Origin of the sequence: Rhodopseudomonas sp. NSM (assembly GCF_052445935.1) — a bacterium.
In the GTDB taxonomy this organism is placed as follows: domain Bacteria; phylum Pseudomonadota; class Alphaproteobacteria; order Rhizobiales; family Xanthobacteraceae; genus Rhodopseudomonas.
The window spans coordinates 385,881-403,858 of the sequence record NZ_JBQTCH010000002.1 but is presented as its reverse complement, the minus strand read 5'-3'; the positions used below and the strand labels follow the sequence as shown (position 1 = coordinate 403,858).

Sequence of the window (17,978 nt, the reverse complement as noted above, 5' to 3'; positions counted from 1 at the left end):
CGGAAGTATGATAACCGGAGCACCGGCGGATAGGCAAAGAAGGCCATTGCAGGAAGTCCAAACCCTGTATATTGCCGATGGGGACCTGCCGCTGGGGGCGGTCGGTTTTCGACCTCGGGGACGGGGCAAAATCAGTACACTTTCGCGATTGCGACGGGAACTTAGCGAGTTGACGCACCACGATGGCTCGTATCGTCTGTCGGTCGGGTCGGAACAGCACGGGGTTAGAGAATGAGTGAGATTGGCGAGCGGGTTAAGAAGATCGTGGTGGAGCACCTCGGTGTCGAGCCGGAGAAGGTGGTCGATAGCGCCAGCTTCATCGATGATCTCGGTGCCGACAGCCTGGACACCGTCGAGCTCGTGATGGCGTTCGAAGAAGAGTTCGGCTGCGAAATTCCCGACGATGCCGCCGAGACGATTCTGACCGTCGGCGACGCCACCAAGTTCCTCGAAAAGAACGCGAAGAGCTGATCCTCTGCGCGGTGAACGATGAAGCCGGACGGACCGTGCATCAGCGGTCCACCGGCTTCTTGCTTTGGACCGCGCATTCTGGCCCGGAGTACAGGATATGAGACGTGTCGTGATCACAGGCCTAGGCATGGTTTCGCCGCTCGGCTGTGGCGTCGATGCGACCTGGAGCCGGATTCTCAAAGGTGAGAGCGGTGCGCGAAAGATCGAAGCCTTCGACGTCTCCGACCTGACCAGCCAGATCGCCTGCATCATCCCGCGCGGCGATGGCACCGACGGCACCTTTAATGCCGATCAATGGATGGAGCCGAAGGACCAGCGCAAAGTCGACGAATTCATCGTCTATGCGATGTGCGCGGCGCGCCAGGCCCTCGACGACGCCGGCTGGCATCCGTCCACCGAAGAGGAACGCTGCGCCTCCGGCGTGCTGATCGGCTCCGGCATCGGCGGCCTCCAGGGGATCGCCGAGACCGCGCTGATTCTGAAAGAGCGCGGGCCGCGCAAGATCTCACCGTTCTTCATACCGGGCCGTCTGATCAATCTCGCCTCGGGCTATGTGTCGATCGAGTTCGGGCTCAAGGGACCGAATCACTCCGTCGTCACGGCGTGCTCGACCGGCGCGCATGCGATCGGTGACGCGTCGCGGCTGATCGCGCTCGGCGACGCCGACGTGATGGTCGCTGGCGGCACCGAATCCCCGATCAGCCGTCTGGCGATGGCCGGCTTCTGCGCCGCGCGTGCGCTGTCGACTGGTTTCAACGAAACGCCGCAGAAGGCGTCGCGACCCTATGACAAGGATCGCGACGGCTTTGTGATGGGCGAGGGCGCCGGCATCGTCGTGCTCGAGGAGTACGAACACGCCAAGGCGCGCGGCGCGCGGATCTACGCCGAAGTGACCGGCTACGGCCTGACCGGCGACGCCCATCATATCACGGCGCCGGCGCCGGACGGCGACGGAGCATTCCGCTGCATGGGCGCCGCGATCAAACGCGCGGGCATTGCGGTCTCCGATATCGACTACATCAACGCGCACGGCACCTCGACGCCGCTCGGCGACGAGATCGAACTCGGCGCCGCGCAGCGACTGCTCGGCAACGCCGCGTCGCGGGTGTCGATGTCGTCGACGAAATCCTCGATCGGCCACCTGCTCGGCGCGGCCGGCGCGGTCGAAGCGATCTTCAGCGTGCTGGCGATTCGCGACAATGTCGCGCCGCCGACCATCAATCTCGACAACCCGTCGGTCGAAACCGCGATCGACCTCGTGCCGTGGAAGCCGCGCGAACGTGAAATCAACGTCGCGCTGTCGAACTCTTTCGGCTTTGGCGGGACTAATGCATCGTTGATCCTGCAGCGTGTCGTCGATTGACGCGCTGCAAACGCTTCAACGTTTCGCCGTAATCCCTGCTAAATCCTGCGACATCAGGCAATATGGGGGTATGATCGGCTGCGGCCCCGATGACGTCTGGAGCAGTTCCACGCCGGATCTCCACATCAACGACGTGATCCCGAACGCCGCCGGTGCGATCTTGCACGGACCATCCATCAGACCACAGGAATCAGGTTGCACCGATGAGTGAAAGGCCGCCGATCTCGCCGAGAAGTCCGCGCGCGGCGCTGGAACCGGAGCAACTGCCGCCGCCGCCGAAGCGATCGGATCGGGCGCGCAATCCGCTGGTGATCATCGGCAACGCCATCATCACGCTGGTGCTGGTGCTGATGATCGGCGCGGGCGGCATCTACGTCTACGGCAAGCAGAAGATCGAGGCCGACGGCCCGTTGCAGGAAGACAAGGTCGTCAACATTCCGCAGCGCGCAGGGCTCGGCGATATCGCCGAGATCCTGCAGCGCGAAGGCGTGATCGAAAACAATCGCTGGGTGTTCATCGGCAGCGTGCTGGCGTTGAAGGCGCGCGCGGATCTCAAGCCCGGCGAGTATTCATTTCAGAAGAACGCCAGCCTGCGCGACGTGATCGGCACCATCGTCGAAGGCAAGGTGGTGCAGCACGCGGTGACGATTCCGGAGGGACTGACCTCCGAGCAGATCGTCTCACGCCTCACCGACAACGGCATCTTCACAGGGGGCCTGCGCGAAATTCCGCGAGAAGGAACATTGCTGCCGGAGACCTACAAGTTTCCGCGCGGCACGCCGCGCGAGCAGGTGATCAGTCGGATGCAGCAGGCGCAGAAACGCGTGTTGAGCGAAGTCTGGGAACGCCGCAATCCGGAGATCCCGATCAAAACGCCCGAGCAACTGGTGATCCTCGCCTCGATCGTGGAAAAGGAGACCAGCAAGGCGGATGAGCGAAGCCGTGTCTCCGCCGTGTTCGTCAATCGCCTGCAGAAGAAGATGAGGCTGCAGTCCGACCCGACGATCATCTACGGCCTGGTCGGCGGCAAGGGCACGCTCGGGCGACCGATCAAGCGCAGCGAAATTCAGCAGCCGTCCCCCTACAACACCTATGTCATCGACGGTTTGCCGCCGGGCCCGATCGCGAATCCCGGCCGGGCTTCGCTGGAAGCTGCGGCCAACCCGGCGCGAACGCGCGATCTGTACTTCGTCGCGGACGGCAGCGGCGGTCACGCCTTCAGCGACAGTTATGATCAGCATCTGAAGAACGTCGCCAAGCTGAGGGCGCTCGAGCGGCAGACGCAGGACGATACGATGGAGCCCGCGGAGGATACCCCGCCGACAGCGACGGGCGCTCCCGACGCGAACGCATCGGCCCCGCCGCCTGCGCCGGCGGCGAAGCCTGCGAGGAACAGCGGTGCACCCAAGAAGCGGACGCCGAACGGCACCGCTCCGGCTGCAGGCGGCCGGGATTAGTCCCGCGGCTGTTCCCATCGCACGCCGCGATGGGCTAAGCTCCGCCGTCCACGCGTCACGCGAATCTCAATCCAGCAATCTGCGGAGTCTGTGAGCGATGTCTTTGTCGAGCATGACGGGGTTTGCGCGCAGCCACGGCAGCAGCGGCCCGTATTCGTTCGAATGGGAATTGAAGTCCGTCAATGCGAAGGGCTTCGATTTCCGGCTGCGCATCCCGCAGGGCTGGGACGATATCGAGGCCGGCGTACGGAAGCGCGCGGCCGAGGCGCTGTCCCGGGGCACCGTTTACGCCAACCTCACGGTCAAGCGCGCCGATGCGGCGTCGACGGTGCGCATCAATGAGGATGTGCTGAATTCGGTCCTGAAGATCGCAACCGATCTTGCGGGCCGGGTCGATGCGGTGGCGCCGAGCATCGATGGGCTGATGTCGATCAAGGGCGTGATCGAAGTGTTCGAACCGGAGGCCGACGAGGCCGAGGAGCAGGCCGCGCGCGCCGCGGTCGAGGCCTCGTTTGCGCAGGCGCTCGCCAGCCTGATCGAGATGCGCAAGCGCGAAGGCGCGACGCTCGGCGGGGTGTTGTCGCAGCGGCTCGACGAGATCGAAACTTTGGCGAAGAAGGCGGAGGCCGCGCCCGGTCGCAAGCCGGAGGCGATCAAGGCCCGGCTCGCCGAACAGGTCGCGGCGCTGCTGGAGACGTCCGAGCGGTTCGATCAGGATCGGCTGCATCAGGAAGCCATCATGATGGCGACCAAAGCCGACATTCGCGAAGAACTCGACCGCATCGCCTCTCACGTCGCGCAGGCCCGCGAGATGCTGGGCACCGGCGGTGCCGTCGGCCGAAGGCTCGACTTCCTGTCGCAGGAATTCAACCGCGAGGTGAACACCTGCTGCTCCAAGTCGATCGATATCGAACTGACGAATACGGGTCTTGCGATGAAGAACGTGGTCGAGCAGTTCCGCGAGCAAGTGCAGAATCTGGAGTGAGCATGAAAGACGGCGCGGCGGGCAGCCTGAACGGCATCGAGCGGCGCGGACTGATGTTCGTGCTGTCGTCGCCGTCCGGCGCCGGCAAGACGACGCTCTCGCGCATGCTGGTCGACGAGGCGCCGGGACTGCGGATGTCGGTGTCGGCGACCACCCGGCCGAAGCGGCCGGGAGAGGTCGACGGTCGCGACTACTACTTCGTCGACCGACCGAAATTCGACGCGATGGTCGAGGCCGGCGAGTTCCTCGAATGGGCCAACGTGTTCGACAATTGCTACGGCACGCCACGCGCGCCGGTCGAAGCGGCGCTCTCCGCAGGCAACGACGTGCTGTTCGACATCGACTGGCAGGGCACCCAACAGTTGCGCAGCCGGGCGTCGAACGACGTCGTCAGCGTCTTCATCCTTCCGCCGTCGGTTCAGGACCTCGAGCATCGTCTGCACACCCGCGCGCAGGACTCCGACGAAGTGATCCGCGGACGGATGAAAAAGGCCGGCGACGAGATGAGTCATTTCGACGCCTATGACTACATCGTCGTCAACGACAACATCGGCGTCGCCTTCGAATCCGTCAAAGCGATCCTGCGCGCGGAACAGCTCAAGCGCGAGCGGCAGATCGGGATCGACGCGTTCGTGCGCGACATGCGCCGCGAACTCGAGAAGTAGCGGGCGGGTATCGCCGCTACTCCCGTGGAGGCGTCAAGCCGCCGGACGCTTCTGCGCGCGCGCCAGCAATTCCTCGATCTCGTCGGTGCTCTTCACTTCGGTTTGGCGCTGGCGCGCGGCCTTGATCCAGGCCGGCGGCTCGGCGGGCTGCGTCGGCGGCGACGGATCAATTTCGAGATCGATATGTTCGGCGGCGACGTCCTCGGCTAAGGCCGATCTCGGCGCGTCGCGCCAGATATCCGGACGGCCGTTGGGATCGCGACGAACGACAGGCTCGCGCCTGCCGAATTTGACGATGCCGCCGACGATCAGGCCGGCGAGGGCGAGCGCGGCGAGCAGCGCGGCGATCAGCGTGGATGCGGATCCGCTCGCGGACAGCGCTGCCGCAGCCGGCGTGGCGCCCTTGGCCGCCGCCGATTGCGCAGCCGTGCGCAGCTTGCTCGATGCATCCGCCGTCGAAGCCGGACCAGCGGAGGACGCATCGATTGCGGTCGCGTCCGTCCAGCGCTGGTCGATCGGCGAGCCCTGGCTCGCGCTGGGCAGTTCGCCGGCTTGCGTCGGGCTCTGCGGATTTGACGATGACGTCATCGCAGGTAGCGGCGCCGGGAATTGCGAAGCCTGGCCCGGTTCGGCGACTTCGCGCATCGGCGCGGGTTCAGGCGGCGATGGAAATTCGGCACGCGCATTGGCGATCGATGAATGCAACGGCACTGCAGTTGTTCGCACCGGTTTGGGCGAGGTCTGCGGCCCGGCAGCGGAGGCCGTCGGATCGGCCGCCGCAGGCTGGCTTCTGACTGCCGGTGCGGCGGCTGCGGCGTTCGTGCCGCCCGGGGCCGCATCGGTCGAGGCCGTGTCGGCCGGCTTCGCCGACTGTTCGCCCGTCGCGCGAACGTACCAGCATTTGCGCTTGTTGGTGTGATCGGTCCGGTAGAACCAATGGCTTCCGGCGGGCGCCGGTCCCTTCGGTCCGGCGAGACATTCGCTCGCTTGCGCGGCGCTATCGGGAACGGCGGTGAGGGCGAGGCTTGCGATCAATCCGGCGCCGGCGGCGCTCAGGACCTTCGCGGTGGACTGACTCATGGCATCCCCGATCATGATGCGGTAACGGAAATTTAGCGTTCGCTGTTTTCCGCATCAAATGGGGTCGCAATAAGCCGCAAATCCGGTGGGGTTGGGACAAGAATCGGGCCTGCATTGCGGGTGGAATGGAACCCGCAATGCAGCTCCGCGGAAGCGCGATTAGTTGGTCAGCATGATGCGGCCGACGACCTTGCCGGCGCGCAACTGATTGATCCACTTCTGCACGTCGGTCATCGGCTCTTCTTTCATCGGCGTCGGCTTGATTTTGCCGGTGCGCGCCAGCGCCAGCAGCTCCTTGGTCTCTTCGAGCGTGCCGACCATGAAGCCCTCGACGGTCATGCGCTTGTAGATCCACTGCACCATCGGCAGGCTGAACTGGCCGCCCATCAGGCCTGACACCACGATCTTGCCGCCGCGCGCCACGGTTCCGACGGCGAAGTTCATCGACTTGTCGTTGCCGGCGAAATCCACGATGCAGTCGAAGCCGCCTTCGGTTTCCTTGACGATGCGCTTGATCACGTCCGGCTCCGACGGATCATAGGCGGTCGCGGCGCCGTTCTGCAGCGCCGCTTCGCGCGCTGCCGGGCTGAGATCGGCGACCGAAATCGGCTGCTTGAACATCGCCTGCGCCAGCGACAGCCCCATCATGCCGACGCCGCCGAGACCGATCAGCAGGATGTTGCGTTGGCGCGGCTGATCCACCAGCCGCTTCAGCGCGCCGTAGGCGGTGATGCCGGAGCACATCAGCGTCGCCGCGACATTGGTCGGCAGCGGGTCGTAGTCGAGCAGATACTTCGCGTCGGGTACCAGCACGTGCGTGGCGAAGCCGCCGTCGATCGCGACGCCGAGGAAGCGATTCTTGGTGCAGAGATTCTCGTCGCCGGCGAGGCAGTCGCGGCACTTGCCGCAGCCGATCCACGGAAATACCGCCTTCTTCTTGCCGACCAGATCGGCCGGCGCATCGGGGCCGACTTCATCGACCACGCCGGCGATTTCGTGGCCGAGCGTGAACGGCAGGGTCATGCCACGCGTGGTGTCGAGCTTCTTACCGCCGCCGAGATCGGCGTAGCCGTCCTGAATGTGCAGATCGGAATGGCACAGCCCGCAGCGCTCGATCCGGACCAGCACTTCGCGGCCCTGCGGCTTCGGCGTGTCGATGATGGTCTCGCACAGCGGGGCGTCGAATTTCACCAGCGATTGGCGACGCATCTGCGTCATGTCGGTCTCTCCCTTAGGGTGTGTTTTTTGTAGCTCGTATATCGGTCAATTCATTCGCCATGGCAACAAAGCCGGACACCGGGACGGTCTCGGCGCGGCGCGTCGGATCGATGCCGGCGGCCTCGGCCAGCCGCGCCGGATCGACGCCGAGCGCCTTGAGGCTCTGCCGCAGCATTTTGCGGCGCTGGCCGAAGGCGGCGGCGGCGACCTGCTCCAGCGCCGCGCGGTTGCATGGTTCGGGCGCGGAGCGCGGGACCAGGCGGACCACGGAGGAGGTCACCTTCGGCTGCGGCACGAAGGCGGAGGGCGCGATGTCGAACAGCATCCCGGTTTCGCACCGCCAGTTCGACAGCACCGCGAGCCGGCCATAGGCGTCGTCGTCTTCGCAGGCGACGATGCGCTGCGCCACTTCGCGCTGAAACATCAGCACCATCATGTCGTACCAGGGCGGCCACGGCTCGGCGCAGAGCCAGCCGATCAGCAGCGGCGTGGCGATGTTGTAGGGCAGGTTGGCGACGATCTTCGCGCGCGCATTCCCCAGCAGCGGCCGCGGGTCGAACTCCATCGCATCGGCGCAGACGATCTCCAGCCTGTCCGGATAGTGCGCCGCGATTTCCTCGAGCGCGCCGAGTGCACGCTCGTCGCGTTCGATCGCGATCACGCGCCGGGCACCGGTGGCGAGCAGCGCGCGGGTCAATCCGCCGGGGCCGGGACCGATCTCGACCACGGTGACCTCCTCGAGCGGGCCGGCGGCGCGCGCGATCCGGGCGGTGAGGTTGAGGTCGAGCAGAAAATTCTGACCGAGCGATTTCTTCGCGGCGAGGTCGTGGCGCTTGATGACGTCGCGTAACGGCGGCAGACCGTCGATCGCGCTCATGGCGAACGCGCCGCAGCCATCCGGGCCGCGAGTTTCAGCGCGGCGATGAGGCTCGATGGATCGGCGCGCCCGGTGCCGGCGATGTCGAATGCCGTGCCGTGATCGGGCGAGGTGCGGATGAAAGGGAGACCGAGCGTGACGTTGACGCCTTCGTCGAAGGCGATGGTCTTGATCGGGATCAGCGCCTGGTCGTGATACATGCAGATCGCGCAGTCGTAGCGTTCGCGCGCGGCGGGATGAAACATCGTATCGGCGGGCAGCGGTCCGCGGGCGTCGATCCCGTCGCGGCGCAGGATCTCCACCGCAGGCGCGACGATGGCGCGATCTTCGCTCCCCAGCGCGCCGTCTTCGCCGGCGTGCGGGTTGAGGCCGGCGAGCGCGAGCCGCGGCGCGGCAATGCCGAGGCGGCGTTGCAGATCCTTCACCACGATGCGTGCGGTCGAAACGATCAGTTCGGTCGTGAGCTGGGCGATCGCGTCGCGCAGCGAAACATGGATCGTGACCGGCACCACGGCGAGGGTCGGACACCACAGCATCATCACCGGCTGCGGCAACGCGCCATCGCCGCGCGCCAGTTCGGCGAGGAATTCGGTGTGGCCGGGATGCGCGAAGCCGGCTTGATACAACACGCTCTTGGCGATCGGATTGGTGACGATCGCGGCCGCCCGGCCGGCCCCGACATCGTCCACCGCCCGGCGGATCGACGCGATCGCTGCGGTTGCGCTGGTGGCGTCCGGCCTGCCGGGGTCTGCCGTCGCGGCATGTCCTGTCGCCACGACGGGCAGGGCGGTCGCAAAGGTCTCGGCGGCCTCTTCGGCACACACATCAGCGATCGGGATGTCGACGCCCAACAGGTGCGCGCGCCGCGCCACGCAGTCGCGGTCGCCGAGCAGATAAAACGGCGGAAGATCGCCCGCGTCGCGGCGCATCCACGCCGCGATCGTGATATCGGGGCCGATGCCCGCTGGCTCGCCGAGCGACAAGGCTAGTGGTCTGGTCATTCTTGGTCCGCCGCCGGAAGCGCCCCGTGCCGCGCGAATTCGCGCGGTGCCTGATGCGCGCCCTAGCGATACTCGATCATCGCGGCATTACGCGACTCGCGCAAATAGTCCTTCGACTTGGCCTGGAATTTTTCCGCATACATCTTCTCGCGGATTTCACGCTTCATCGGCGTGTCGGCGGTGGTGGGCTTGCGGGAGCACAGCGCCACCATCTCGATCCCCTGCTTGGTCGCTTCCGGCGCCGTCATCTGGCCGACCGGGGTCTTGTCCAAAATCTCGCGCAGCGCCGGCGGAAGATCGGCCGACGTCTTCACGACCGTGCCGCGGATCGCCGCGTTCGGCAATGCCTTGAAGATGCGATCGGCCTCCGCGCAGCTCTGGACGCGGCCGCGCAACGATTCGGCTTCCTTGCGCCGGGCTTCCACCGCGCCCGCGCCGGAGCCGCGCGACACGATCAGCACGACCGGTCGCATCCGATATTCGAAGCTCTCGGTCGTCGCCTTGTCGTCGCCGCCCTTCGCGGCGAGCTGCGCCTGGATATCCTTCTCGCCGACCAGCAGACTGTCCTTGAAGCGGCCGCGCACCAGGCTGGTCCAGACCATCTCGGCCTTGATCTTGGACTTCAGTGTGCCCGGGCGGATGCCCTGAGCGGCGAGCATTTTCACCATCTGATCCGGCGACATCCGCATCCGCGAACTCATGCTCGCAAACGACGAATCGATGTCGGAATCGCTCGGGTTGACGCCGAATTTCTTGCCTTCCCTGATTTTGACTTTCTCGTCGATCAGTTCATCGAGAATCTGCTGACGCGTGCGGGATTGGTTCGACAGCCTGTCGAGCTTGGAGCGCTGCTCGATGTCGAAATTGGTGATCGGCTCGCCATTGACCATGACGGCGACGGATTGCGCGCGCGCGAGTCCCACTCCGCCCCACGTGGTGACGGCGCAGGCCAGCGCCAGAGCGAACATACGAAAGGAAAACTTGGTCGTCATGGGTCGCATATGCCTCCCAGCCGATTTGATTGATCAGAAACGGGGCCTGCCCGTATGTGTTTCGGCGCTACTGGCCGAAAACGCCGCTCGACGCGCCCGATACGCTCTGTTGCATCGCGCTCATGCCGATGGTCCGAAGTCCGATCTGCAGCATGACCGAGTGATTCAGCGTCGGCGTCGTTCCGTAGTTGGCGTACGAATAGCCGGTGACATAGTTCACGGCCATGACGAAGCAGTCGTCAACGTAACCTGCGCCCACGATATACTGGTTGATCTTGTTCGCCTCAAGGTCCCATCGGGCACCGCCCGACACCACCCAGTTCGACGCCACCTTGATCGAACCGGTGGTGAGGATGCCCTGACGTCGCGTCAGGAACCCGAGATCCGGCTGCGCCGCATAGTTGCCGTAGATCACGCTGACCGACCAGCGATTGAACGACGCGCTGGCTTCGGCCTCGAAGCGGTTGACGTCGAGCGTCGCCTCGTCGAGGCGCGCACGGGTGGTGAACTTATAGGTCGAATTCGGCGAGTATGAGACCCGGCCGACATAGTCGGAACGGGCCGTCGCGAGCCCCGAATCGAGACCGGTATTGGTGGTGTCCTTCACCGCGTAGGAGTTCTGCCCGAACAATTGATAGGACTGCCCGAACAGCACGTTGATCGCGCCACCGCGATCGAATTGCGTGGTCGCCTGAATGCCGACATTGGCGCGGCCGCCGCCTTCGACGCGATCGTAGCCGGAGAACTTGTCGACGCTGAACAGATTGCTGGTGTCGAACACCATGCTCTGCGCGTCCTCGTTCGGCAGCTTGCCGGCGTAGGTTTCATTCGGGCGGACGATCACCTGCGCGATCGGCTCGATCGTCGTGGTGCCCCACGGCTGCACGTTGATGAACGGGTAGCGATATTCGAGGCCGACCGTCGGCATCACCCGGAACGCCTGGGTATCGCCGACCGGGAGATAGTTTGAGACGCCCGGCTGGTTCGAGATAGACGAATCGATCGCATCCATGCGGATCGACGCGAATGGCGTCCAGATCTGACCATAGGAGTCGGTGAACGAGCGGCGCCATTGCGCCTCCGCGGTCACCCGCGTGTAGGTACCGGGAATGCCGCGCAGCAGGCAGCTCGACGGCATGCGCGCCAGCGGGTCGGCGGACGTCGTCAGGCACAGCCCCGTCGTATTGGCGATGGTCGTGATCGGGTCGAACTGCGCGGTCTGCCTGCTCAAGCTGGTGAGGTTGGTCCTGAAGCTGACCTCGCCGCCGAAGATGTTGCGATCGAGCGTCTTCGAATAGTCGAGCACCGGGTGGATGACCGGAATCTGGCCCTGAATGTCGGCGGCGGCCCAACCGAGATAATGGATCGCCCGCAGATCGAAATAGGAACGATTACCGACGCCGGTCAGATAGATCTGCGAGGTCGCTTCCGTGGTCTGGTTGAGGAAGGTGCCCCAGCTGTCGCGATATTGCGCCAGCCGATAGTCGAGGAAGAACGCGCGGTCGGACAGCAGCACGCCTTCCCAGCCGAACACCCATTTGTCGTTCAGCGCGAACTCGCCCTTGGTGTCGACGCCGCCGCGGAAGTCGCGGTTGCCCGGATTGGCGCCGAAGGCGGCCGGATCGGACTGGTTGATGCCATAGGCGCGGATCTGATAGGCGCCGTCCAGCAGACGCTGGCGGAATTCAGCCTGCATCAGCACGCCCTGCTTGGTCGTGATCCGCGGCGTCAGGGTGACGTCGTAATCCGGTGCGAGCGCCCAATAGAACGGAATTTCGAAGCCCAGGCCGAAATTGGTGTTGCTGGTATAGAACGGCATCAGGAAGCCGGTCTTGCGCTTCACCGTCGGGTCGGGCGTCGAGAAATACGGCAGATAGGCCAGCGGAACGCCGAAGAATTCGAGTTGGGCGTTCTCGAAATACAGCATCTTGTCGGTCTGGTCGTGGATGATCCGCGCGCCCTTGACCTGCCACAGCGGGGGCTTCTTGGGATCGTTCTTGCACGGCGCGCAGGCGGTGTAGACGCCGTTCTGAAACACGTTGTAATCGCCGTCGGTGCGATCGGCGCGCGACGCCGCGATGCGGGTGTCTTCGGCGGTATCGACGCGCAGCGAATCGACGAATCCGTCGCGGTAGTCGTCGCTCAGATCGAGCATGTTGGCGTAGGTGATCTTGCCCGTCGCGTCCGTCATGCGCACGTTGCCTTCGGCGCGCAGACGCTTGGTGTTCTGGTCATACACCAGCCGGTCGGCTTCGACGGTGGTGCCGTTGAAGAACATCTGGACGTTGCCGACGGCCGACACCCGCTGGTTGTTGTAGTCGTAATTGACCTCGGTCGCCTGGACGAGCATTTGCCCGTCCGTCCCGGTCTGGGGCGGACGCGGCCGGACCGGGCGCGGATTATAGGTGTAGCTCTGCGCCTCCGCCGAGGAGATCGACGCAAGATCGACGGCGCCCGCCAGCAGCAGGGCGGCCAATGGAATCGCGCAACTGGCCAACAGGGAGCGTTTGCTGCGCACGATGGTGCGTCGCAGCATGCCAGGCAGTTCGTCTCGGAGGGCGGCGATCATGGCCACTACCCGTCCTCCTGGTACAGCAAGGCCAAAAAACCAGCGAGGCCGCCCACGCACACGGGCAACCACGCTGCAGCAAGTGGATGCATCAACTCAGCCTTGCTCAAATCCTCAGTCACTTTCGACAGGATATAGAGCAGAAAGCCTGCCCCCACGCCACTCAAAACCATCTTTTGCACGCCGCCGAAACGGAAGAATCGCAAGCTGACAGAAGCAGCTAGCATCACCATCGCGGCCAGCAAAAACGGCTTTGCCAGCAGCTTGTGATACTGCAGACGATACCCTGCCGTCGCGAACCCGGAGCTCTCAGAGGCCCTGATGTAGGACGGTAGTTGCCAAAAGGACACACTTTCGGGCGTGGCAAAGCTGTTCCGGACTTGCGCAAGCGTCAGCGCCGTCGGCAGGCGGAGGTTCTCCTGCTCTTCCGGTGCGGAATCGAGAGTGAAAATTCGGACGCCTTTCAGCAGCCAATAGCCGGGCTCGAGCACCGCCTCGCGGGCTTCGATTCGGTCCTTGAACTGGAAATCGGGCTCGAACCGGAACACGCTGATCCCGCTCAGCACCGCTCCCTGCTGCTGGCTCCGCGCCGCGTTGATGATCGATTGCCCCTCGGGGCTGACCTGATTCATCCAGAAGCCGTTGGCATCCTGCAGGCTGCCCGAGCCCTGGCCGAACAGTTCGGCCTCCATCTGCTTGGCGCGTTCCTGCATATAGGCCGACATCGGGTTGAAGACCGCGCTGGCGAACACGCCCAGCGCGAGCGCGCTCCACAGCGCCGGGGCGATGAACTGCCACGCCGACATGCCGGCGGCGCGCGCGATCACCAGCTCGAGCCGGCGCGACAGCGCGAGATAGCAGGTCATGGCGCCGATCAGGATGCAGAACGGCAGCAACCGTTCGAGCAATTGCGGCACTCGGAAAAACGAGGCCTGGGCGATCACGAAGGCCGAGACGGCGAGGCCGCCGGCGCGGCGCAACAGATCGATGTAGTCGACGAACACCAGCAGCACGAACAGGCCGAAAAACACGCCGAGCGCCGACGTGACGAAACGGGCAGCGAAATAGCGTCCGAGCGTGTTCAACACCATGGCGGGCACCGCATCACGCCGGCATCGGCCGCCGGACCAGCCGGCTGAGCGAAGCGGTGAGGGCGTTGAACGCGTCGACCAGCAGCGCGGGCGGTTCGATCACCACGTTGCGCCGGATCAGCCAGACGCTGACGGCGATCGCGACGGCGAGCAGCAGATATTGCAGGCCGGCAATATAGGGCGTGTGGTTGGCGACCACCGACAACGCAAATCCCGCGAGCCGGACGACGAAAGCGCACAGCACCGCGCCGACCATCGAGAAATTTCGACTCTGGCGCGTGGTTCGTGGCATCCCCAGAAATGCGAACGTCACGGCCGCGAAGAAGAACGGATAGATCGGCGCCAGCAGACGATCGTGCATCTCCGAGCGGAACTGCGTCGGCAATTGAGCCAGCAGCGGATCTTTCGGATCGGGCCAGATCAGTTCCCAGAGGTAGTGTTCGCGAATCCCGTAGGCGACGTCACGGGCCCGCGAGAATTTCGACATGTCGAACGCATAGCGGCTGAAGGCGACCAGCGCCGGCTCCTGCTTGCCGGCCTGAAAACGTTCGAGGTGGCCGTCCTCGAGCACGAGGAAGGAGCCGTCCTTGTTCTTCAGCACCGTGCCGTGGTCGGCAATGATGCTGACACGATCGTTCGGGTCGCGGCGGTCATCGATGAAGACGCCGACGAGAAGCCCGCCGGGCTGCCGCTCGCGCACGCGGATCGTCAGATTCTGCTCGAGCTGCGCGAAGCGGCCGGGCTGCAAGACATTGGCGAGCACGTCGGCGGTGATTTCGCTGTCCCACCGGGCGATGCGACGCAACCCGTCCGGCGCGATATAGGAGCCGATCAGGGTGACGAGAGCCGCGACGACGATCGTGGCGTAGACGAACGGCCGGAACAGTCGCAGCGGCGACAGGCCGGCGGCGTTCATCACGATGATTTCGGAGTCGGTGGCGAGCCGGTTCAGCGTATGCGCCACCGCGATCATCAACGCGATCGGGGCGATCACCAGGATCAGCACGGGCACCGCGAGGCCGGTCAGGCCGAGAAACGTCACGATGGTCTGCCCCTGGCTGGTCATCAAATCGATGCCACGCAAAGCCTGGGTGATCCAGATCACGCCGGTGAGGCTGGCCATGACCACCGCAAACGACGTGAGAGTCGTGCGGAATATATAGCTATCGATGGAGCCCATCGGCCGGTGAAATCCCCTGGCGCCCATTACGATCGACACCAGGATTCGATTCGAATCCTCCCCAGGGGTCAATCGCGCGGGCCTTCCCACGATCGCATTAGCATCTGTCTGATCTGTCAACAAAATGGCTGACCGGCGGCGGCTTCCGGATATGGTTAATCCTGTGCAACTGTACCCTTCGTGCCACGATATCGAGCTCGCAAATGGTGTTTTGATACCATCTGGCGTGGCCAAGTTGGAACCCGGCAGCCCCCGGGGACGAATCGTTGATCGTTTCAACGGGGCAACGATGCACCGACCCAGATGCCGGCTTGACTTGAGGGCGCAGGGCACCAAAACAGCAAGTCACACCCGTGCCTGCCGGTTTCCGTCACTGCCCGACAGCCCCTATTTGGAGGAATGCCCATGCCCGACGCCGTCAAGGTCGGCTTCGTCCCGTTTTCTGCTGCCGCGCGCGGCACGCTGGTCGTGTTCTGCGACGACGCGCTGAAATTCGGCTCGGCCACCAGCAAGGCGCTGGGGGTGGCGGTCAGCACGGTCAAACGGGCGGTGGCGGCGAGCCATTTCAAGGGCAAGTCGGGCTCCGCACTCGATCTGCTTGCACCCGAGGGCCTCAAGGTCGGACGGCTGGTCGTGATCGGCACGGGCAAGGCGGCTGCGCTCAAGAACTACGACGTCCTCAAGCTCGGCGGCGCGATCGCCGGCAAGATCGGCGCCGGCGATGCCGCGGTCACGGTGATCGCCGAACTGCCGGGCGGCGCGATGAAGCCCGAGCAGGCCGCGGCGATCGCCTCCGGCATCCTGCTGCGGGCCTACAAATTCGATCGCTACAAGACCAAGAAGAAGGACGACGATGCGAATGTGCTGAACGCCAATGTGTCGATTGCGGTGGCGGACGCCGCCGCGGCGAAGAAGGCGTTCGCGCCCGACAGCGCCGTCGTCGACGGTGTAATCATGGCGCGTGAGCTCGTCAACGAGCCGCCGAACGTGCTGTATCCGGAAGAATTCGCCAAACGCGCCGCGCAATTGAAGAAGCTCGGCGTCGAAATCCAGATCCTCGACGTCAAGGCGATGACCCAACTCAAGATGGGCGCGCTGCTCGGCGTGTCGCAGGGCTCCGCGCATCCCGGTCGCACCGTGATCATGCGCTGGAACGGCGGCAAGCGCGGCGAACAGCCGGTCGCCTTCGTCGGCAAGGGGGTCTGCTTCGACACCGGCGGCATCTCGATCAAGCCGTCGGCCAGCATGGAAGACATGAAGGGCGACATGGGCGGCGCCGCCTGCGTCGTCGGCCTGATGCACGCGCTCGCCGCGCGCAAGGCCAAGGTCAATGTGATCGGCGCGATCGGTCTGGTGGAGAACATGCCGGACGGCAACGCGCAGCGCCCGGGCGATATCGTGACCTCGATGTCGGGCCAGACCATCGAGATCATCAACACCGATGCCGAGGGTCGGCTCGTGCTTGCCGATGTGCTCTGGTACGTGGCGCAGAAGCACAAGCCGAAATTCATGGTCGACCTCGCCACACTGACCGGCGCGATCATGGTCGCGCTCGGCACCGATCACGCCGGCCTGTTCTCGAACAACGACGAACTCGCCGAGCGGTTGACCGCGGTCGGCCAGTCGACCGGCGAGAAGGTATGGCGGATGCCGCTCGGTCCGGAATACGACAAGCAGATCGACTCGCAATTCGCCGACATGAAGAACACCGGCTCGCGCAACGGCGGCTCGATCACCGCGGCGCAGTTCCTGCAGCGTTTCGTCGGCGACACGCCGTGGGCGCATCTCGATATCGCCGGCACCGCGATGGGCGCGCCGAAGACCGACATCAACCACAGCTGGGGATCGGGCTACGGCGTTCGGCTGCTGAACGCGCTCGTTGCGGAGTATTACGAAGCCAAGAAGTAATCCGATGCGATGACGGAAGTCCTCTTCTATCACCTGCAAGGGCGGACGATCGAACAGGTTCTGCCGCCGCTGCTCGAGAAGTCGCTGGCACGCGGCTGGCGGGTGGTGGTGCAGGCCGGATCGGAGGAGCGCGCCGACACGCTCGACGCGCATCTGTGGACCTATCGTGACGATTCGTTTCTGCCGCATGCCACCTGGCGCGTCGCCGATGCCGCGCAACAGCCGATCGTGTTGACGGCCGAGGAGGGCAATCCGAACGCCGCCACGGTTCGGTTCTTGCTCGACAACGCGGCTTTGCCCGCCGATGCGGAGGGCTACGAGCGGATGGTGCTGCTGTTCAATGGTGACGATGACGACGCGGTGGGTATGGCGCGCAACATGTGGAAGCAAAGCAAGTCGCGCGGCTTCGAAGTCACCTATTGGCAGGCCGACGCTGCCGGGCGATGGCAGAAGCGAGAATAGCCGGTCGCGCCGTTAACGATATTCTGGCATCCTGCGGGCAATGCCGAGGTGGCCATTGTGGCGCCGTAAATCGATGTTTGGACAGATGCTTACGCTGCGGGATGGGACCCAATCGATCGTGCAACACAAGTTCTCTTGCCGCCCAGTCGTGCTGACTCTCGTGCTGGCCACGCCGCTGCTTGCCGGATGTTCCGGCACTTCCGATCTGCTGTCGCGTGACGCCGACTGGTTCTCGCGGCCGGGCCGGGTGTTCATCAAGAACATCTCGATCGAGACGCCGCCGCTGACGCCCGACAAGCCGGTCACAGCGGAAGACCTGATCTCCGCCGACGGCATGTGTCCGGGCATGGCGCAGCCGGGCGCGGCCGACGCCAATGCGCAGGGCGGTGACCCTGCTGCTCCGACCATGACGGGTAGCGGTACGGTGGCGCTCGGCCACACCGAATGCGACGTCGCCCGCGGCGCCGGTGCGCCCGACAGCGTCAACCTCTCGACCAACGAGCGCGGTCAGCGCGTCGTGCTGCTGACCTACGCGCGTGGTCCGCGCGCCGGAATCTACACCTTCACCGCAGGGCGGCTGACCTCGATCGAACGCGTCGCCGAGCCGGCCCCGCAACCGAGGGCGGCGAGGAAGCGGAGCAGGTCGTAAGAGGCTACGA

General features: G+C 64.8%; 16 protein-coding genes. 8 read left to right on the top strand and 8 right to left on the bottom strand.

Features of this window, described 5'->3' with window-relative positions:
* Positions 1–231: 231 nt before the first annotated feature.
* The 5 genes from ACTZWT_RS06145 to gmk all read left to right on the top strand — a co-directional run bounded on the left by ACTZWT_RS06145 (position 232) and on the right by gmk (position 4,941).
* Complete coding sequence (locus tag ACTZWT_RS06145; protein ID WP_002716125.1) at positions 232–471, top strand: acyl carrier protein; 240 nt, start codon at positions 232–234, stop codon at positions 469–471.
* A gap of 97 nt (positions 472–568) precedes the next feature.
* Positions 569–1,834 (top strand): beta-ketoacyl-ACP synthase II, encoded by a 1,266-nt coding sequence (gene fabF, locus ACTZWT_RS06140; RefSeq protein ID WP_444768810.1) that lies wholly within the window; start codon positions 569–571, stop codon positions 1,832–1,834.
* 203 nt (positions 1,835–2,037) lie between these two features.
* Entirely contained in the window at positions 2,038–3,291 is a 1,254-nt protein-coding gene (gene mltG / locus ACTZWT_RS06135; protein ID WP_444768809.1) for an endolytic transglycosylase MltG, read from the top strand.
* 97 nt (positions 3,292–3,388) lie between these two features.
* The gene (locus ACTZWT_RS06130) at positions 3,389–4,276 is read left to right on the top strand and encodes a YicC/YloC family endoribonuclease (RefSeq protein ID WP_444768808.1); all 888 of its coding nucleotides are present in this window, start codon (positions 3,389–3,391) and stop codon (positions 4,274–4,276) included.
* Positions 4,277–4,278: 2 nt separating this feature from the next.
* Positions 4,279–4,941, top strand: a complete 663-nt coding sequence (gene gmk / locus ACTZWT_RS06125; protein WP_444768807.1) for a guanylate kinase — start codon at positions 4,279–4,281, stop codon at positions 4,939–4,941.
* Positions 4,942–4,974: 33 nt separating this feature from the next.
* Here the strand turns inward: gmk and ACTZWT_RS06120 are convergent, their stop codons facing one another.
* From ACTZWT_RS06120 to lptF, 8 genes are all read right to left on the bottom strand, one after another.
* Positions 4,975–6,021 carry a hypothetical protein gene (locus tag ACTZWT_RS06120; RefSeq protein ID WP_444768806.1) on the bottom strand — a complete coding sequence of 349 codons (1,047 nt, stop codon included), beginning with the start codon at positions 6,019–6,021 and terminating at the stop codon, positions 4,975–4,977.
* 159 nt (positions 6,022–6,180) lie between these two features.
* Entirely contained in the window at positions 6,181–7,239 is a 1,059-nt protein-coding gene (locus tag ACTZWT_RS06115) for an alcohol dehydrogenase (protein ID WP_444768805.1), read from the bottom strand.
* 13 nt (positions 7,240–7,252) lie between these two features.
* Positions 7,253–8,116 carry a 16S rRNA (adenine(1518)-N(6)/adenine(1519)-N(6))-dimethyltransferase RsmA gene (gene rsmA, locus ACTZWT_RS06110; RefSeq protein WP_444768804.1) on the bottom strand — a complete coding sequence of 288 codons (864 nt, stop codon included), beginning with the start codon at positions 8,114–8,116 and terminating at the stop codon, positions 7,253–7,255.
* Positions 8,113–9,117 (bottom strand): 4-hydroxythreonine-4-phosphate dehydrogenase PdxA, encoded by a 1,005-nt coding sequence (pdxA, locus tag ACTZWT_RS06105; RefSeq protein WP_444768803.1) that lies wholly within the window; start codon positions 9,115–9,117, stop codon positions 8,113–8,115. The genes rsmA and pdxA overlap by 4 nt, the downstream gene beginning before the upstream one ends.
* A 62-nt stretch (positions 9,118–9,179) precedes the next feature.
* Entirely contained in the window at positions 9,180–10,109 is a 930-nt protein-coding gene (locus tag ACTZWT_RS06100; RefSeq protein WP_444768802.1) for a SurA N-terminal domain-containing protein, read from the bottom strand.
* Between the two features lie 67 nt (positions 10,110–10,176).
* Positions 10,177–12,678 (bottom strand): LPS-assembly protein LptD, encoded by a 2,502-nt coding sequence (locus ACTZWT_RS06095; RefSeq protein ID WP_444769214.1) that lies wholly within the window; start codon positions 12,676–12,678, stop codon positions 10,177–10,179.
* A gap of 5 nt (positions 12,679–12,683) precedes the next feature.
* Positions 12,684–13,769 carry an LPS export ABC transporter permease LptG gene (gene lptG, locus ACTZWT_RS06090; protein ID WP_444768801.1) on the bottom strand — a complete coding sequence of 362 codons (1,086 nt, stop codon included), beginning with the start codon at positions 13,767–13,769 and terminating at the stop codon, positions 12,684–12,686.
* Between the two features lie 13 nt (positions 13,770–13,782).
* A complete protein-coding gene (gene lptF, locus ACTZWT_RS06085; RefSeq protein WP_444769213.1) occupies positions 13,783–14,949 on the bottom strand; it encodes an LPS export ABC transporter permease LptF in 1,167 nt (388 codons plus the stop codon).
* A 405-nt stretch (positions 14,950–15,354) separates the two neighbouring features.
* On the opposite strand from lptF, the gene ACTZWT_RS06080 reads away from it, so the two are divergent.
* The 3 genes from ACTZWT_RS06080 to ACTZWT_RS06070 all read left to right on the top strand — a co-directional run bounded on the left by ACTZWT_RS06080 (position 15,355) and on the right by ACTZWT_RS06070 (position 17,968).
* On the top strand, positions 15,355–16,857 hold the full coding sequence (locus tag ACTZWT_RS06080; protein WP_444768800.1) for a leucyl aminopeptidase: 1,503 nt from the start codon (positions 15,355–15,357) through the stop codon (positions 16,855–16,857).
* 9 nt (positions 16,858–16,866) lie between these two features.
* Positions 16,867–17,319, top strand: coding sequence for a DNA polymerase III subunit chi (locus tag ACTZWT_RS06075; RefSeq protein ID WP_444768799.1), 453 nt, complete (start codon positions 16,867–16,869; stop codon positions 17,317–17,319).
* A gap of 118 nt (positions 17,320–17,437) precedes the next feature.
* Entirely contained in the window at positions 17,438–17,968 is a 531-nt protein-coding gene (locus tag ACTZWT_RS06070; protein ID WP_444768798.1) for a hypothetical protein, read from the top strand.
* The last annotated feature ends 10 nt before the right edge of the window (positions 17,969–17,978 follow it).

Excerpts from the sequence above, each read along its gene's own strand:
- ACTZWT_RS06145 (WP_002716125.1), top strand. The coding sequence starts at position 232 with ATGAGTGAGATTGGCGAGCGGGTTAAGAAGATCGTGGTGGAGCACCTC.
- fabF (WP_444768810.1), top strand. The coding sequence starts at position 569 with ATGAGACGTGTCGTGATCACAGGCCTAGGCATGGTTTCGCCGCTCGGC.
- mltG (WP_444768809.1), top strand. The coding sequence starts at position 2,038 with ATGAGTGAAAGGCCGCCGATCTCGCCGAGAAGTCCGCGCGCGGCGCTG.
- ACTZWT_RS06130 (WP_444768808.1), top strand. The coding sequence starts at position 3,389 with ATGTCTTTGTCGAGCATGACGGGGTTTGCGCGCAGCCACGGCAGCAGC.
- gmk (WP_444768807.1), top strand. The coding sequence starts at position 4,279 with ATGAAAGACGGCGCGGCGGGCAGCCTGAACGGCATCGAGCGGCGCGGA.
- ACTZWT_RS06120 (WP_444768806.1), bottom strand. The coding sequence starts at position 6,021 with ATGAGTCAGTCCACCGCGAAGGTCCTGAGCGCCGCCGGCGCCGGATTG.
- ACTZWT_RS06115 (WP_444768805.1), bottom strand. The coding sequence starts at position 7,239 with ATGACGCAGATGCGTCGCCAATCGCTGGTGAAATTCGACGCCCCGCTG.
- rsmA (WP_444768804.1), bottom strand. The coding sequence starts at position 8,116 with ATGAGCGCGATCGACGGTCTGCCGCCGTTACGCGACGTCATCAAGCGC.
- pdxA (WP_444768803.1), bottom strand. The coding sequence starts at position 9,117 with ATGACCAGACCACTAGCCTTGTCGCTCGGCGAGCCAGCGGGCATCGGC.
- ACTZWT_RS06100 (WP_444768802.1), bottom strand. The coding sequence starts at position 10,109 with ATGACGACCAAGTTTTCCTTTCGTATGTTCGCTCTGGCGCTGGCCTGC.
- ACTZWT_RS06095 (WP_444769214.1), bottom strand. The coding sequence starts at position 12,678 with ATGATCGCCGCCCTCCGAGACGAACTGCCTGGCATGCTGCGACGCACC.
- lptG (WP_444768801.1), bottom strand. The coding sequence starts at position 13,769 with ATGGTGTTGAACACGCTCGGACGCTATTTCGCTGCCCGTTTCGTCACG.
- lptF (WP_444769213.1), bottom strand. The coding sequence starts at position 14,949 with ATGGGCTCCATCGATAGCTATATATTCCGCACGACTCTCACGTCGTTT.
- ACTZWT_RS06080 (WP_444768800.1), top strand. The coding sequence starts at position 15,355 with ATGCCCGACGCCGTCAAGGTCGGCTTCGTCCCGTTTTCTGCTGCCGCG.
- ACTZWT_RS06075 (WP_444768799.1), top strand. The coding sequence starts at position 16,867 with ATGACGGAAGTCCTCTTCTATCACCTGCAAGGGCGGACGATCGAACAG.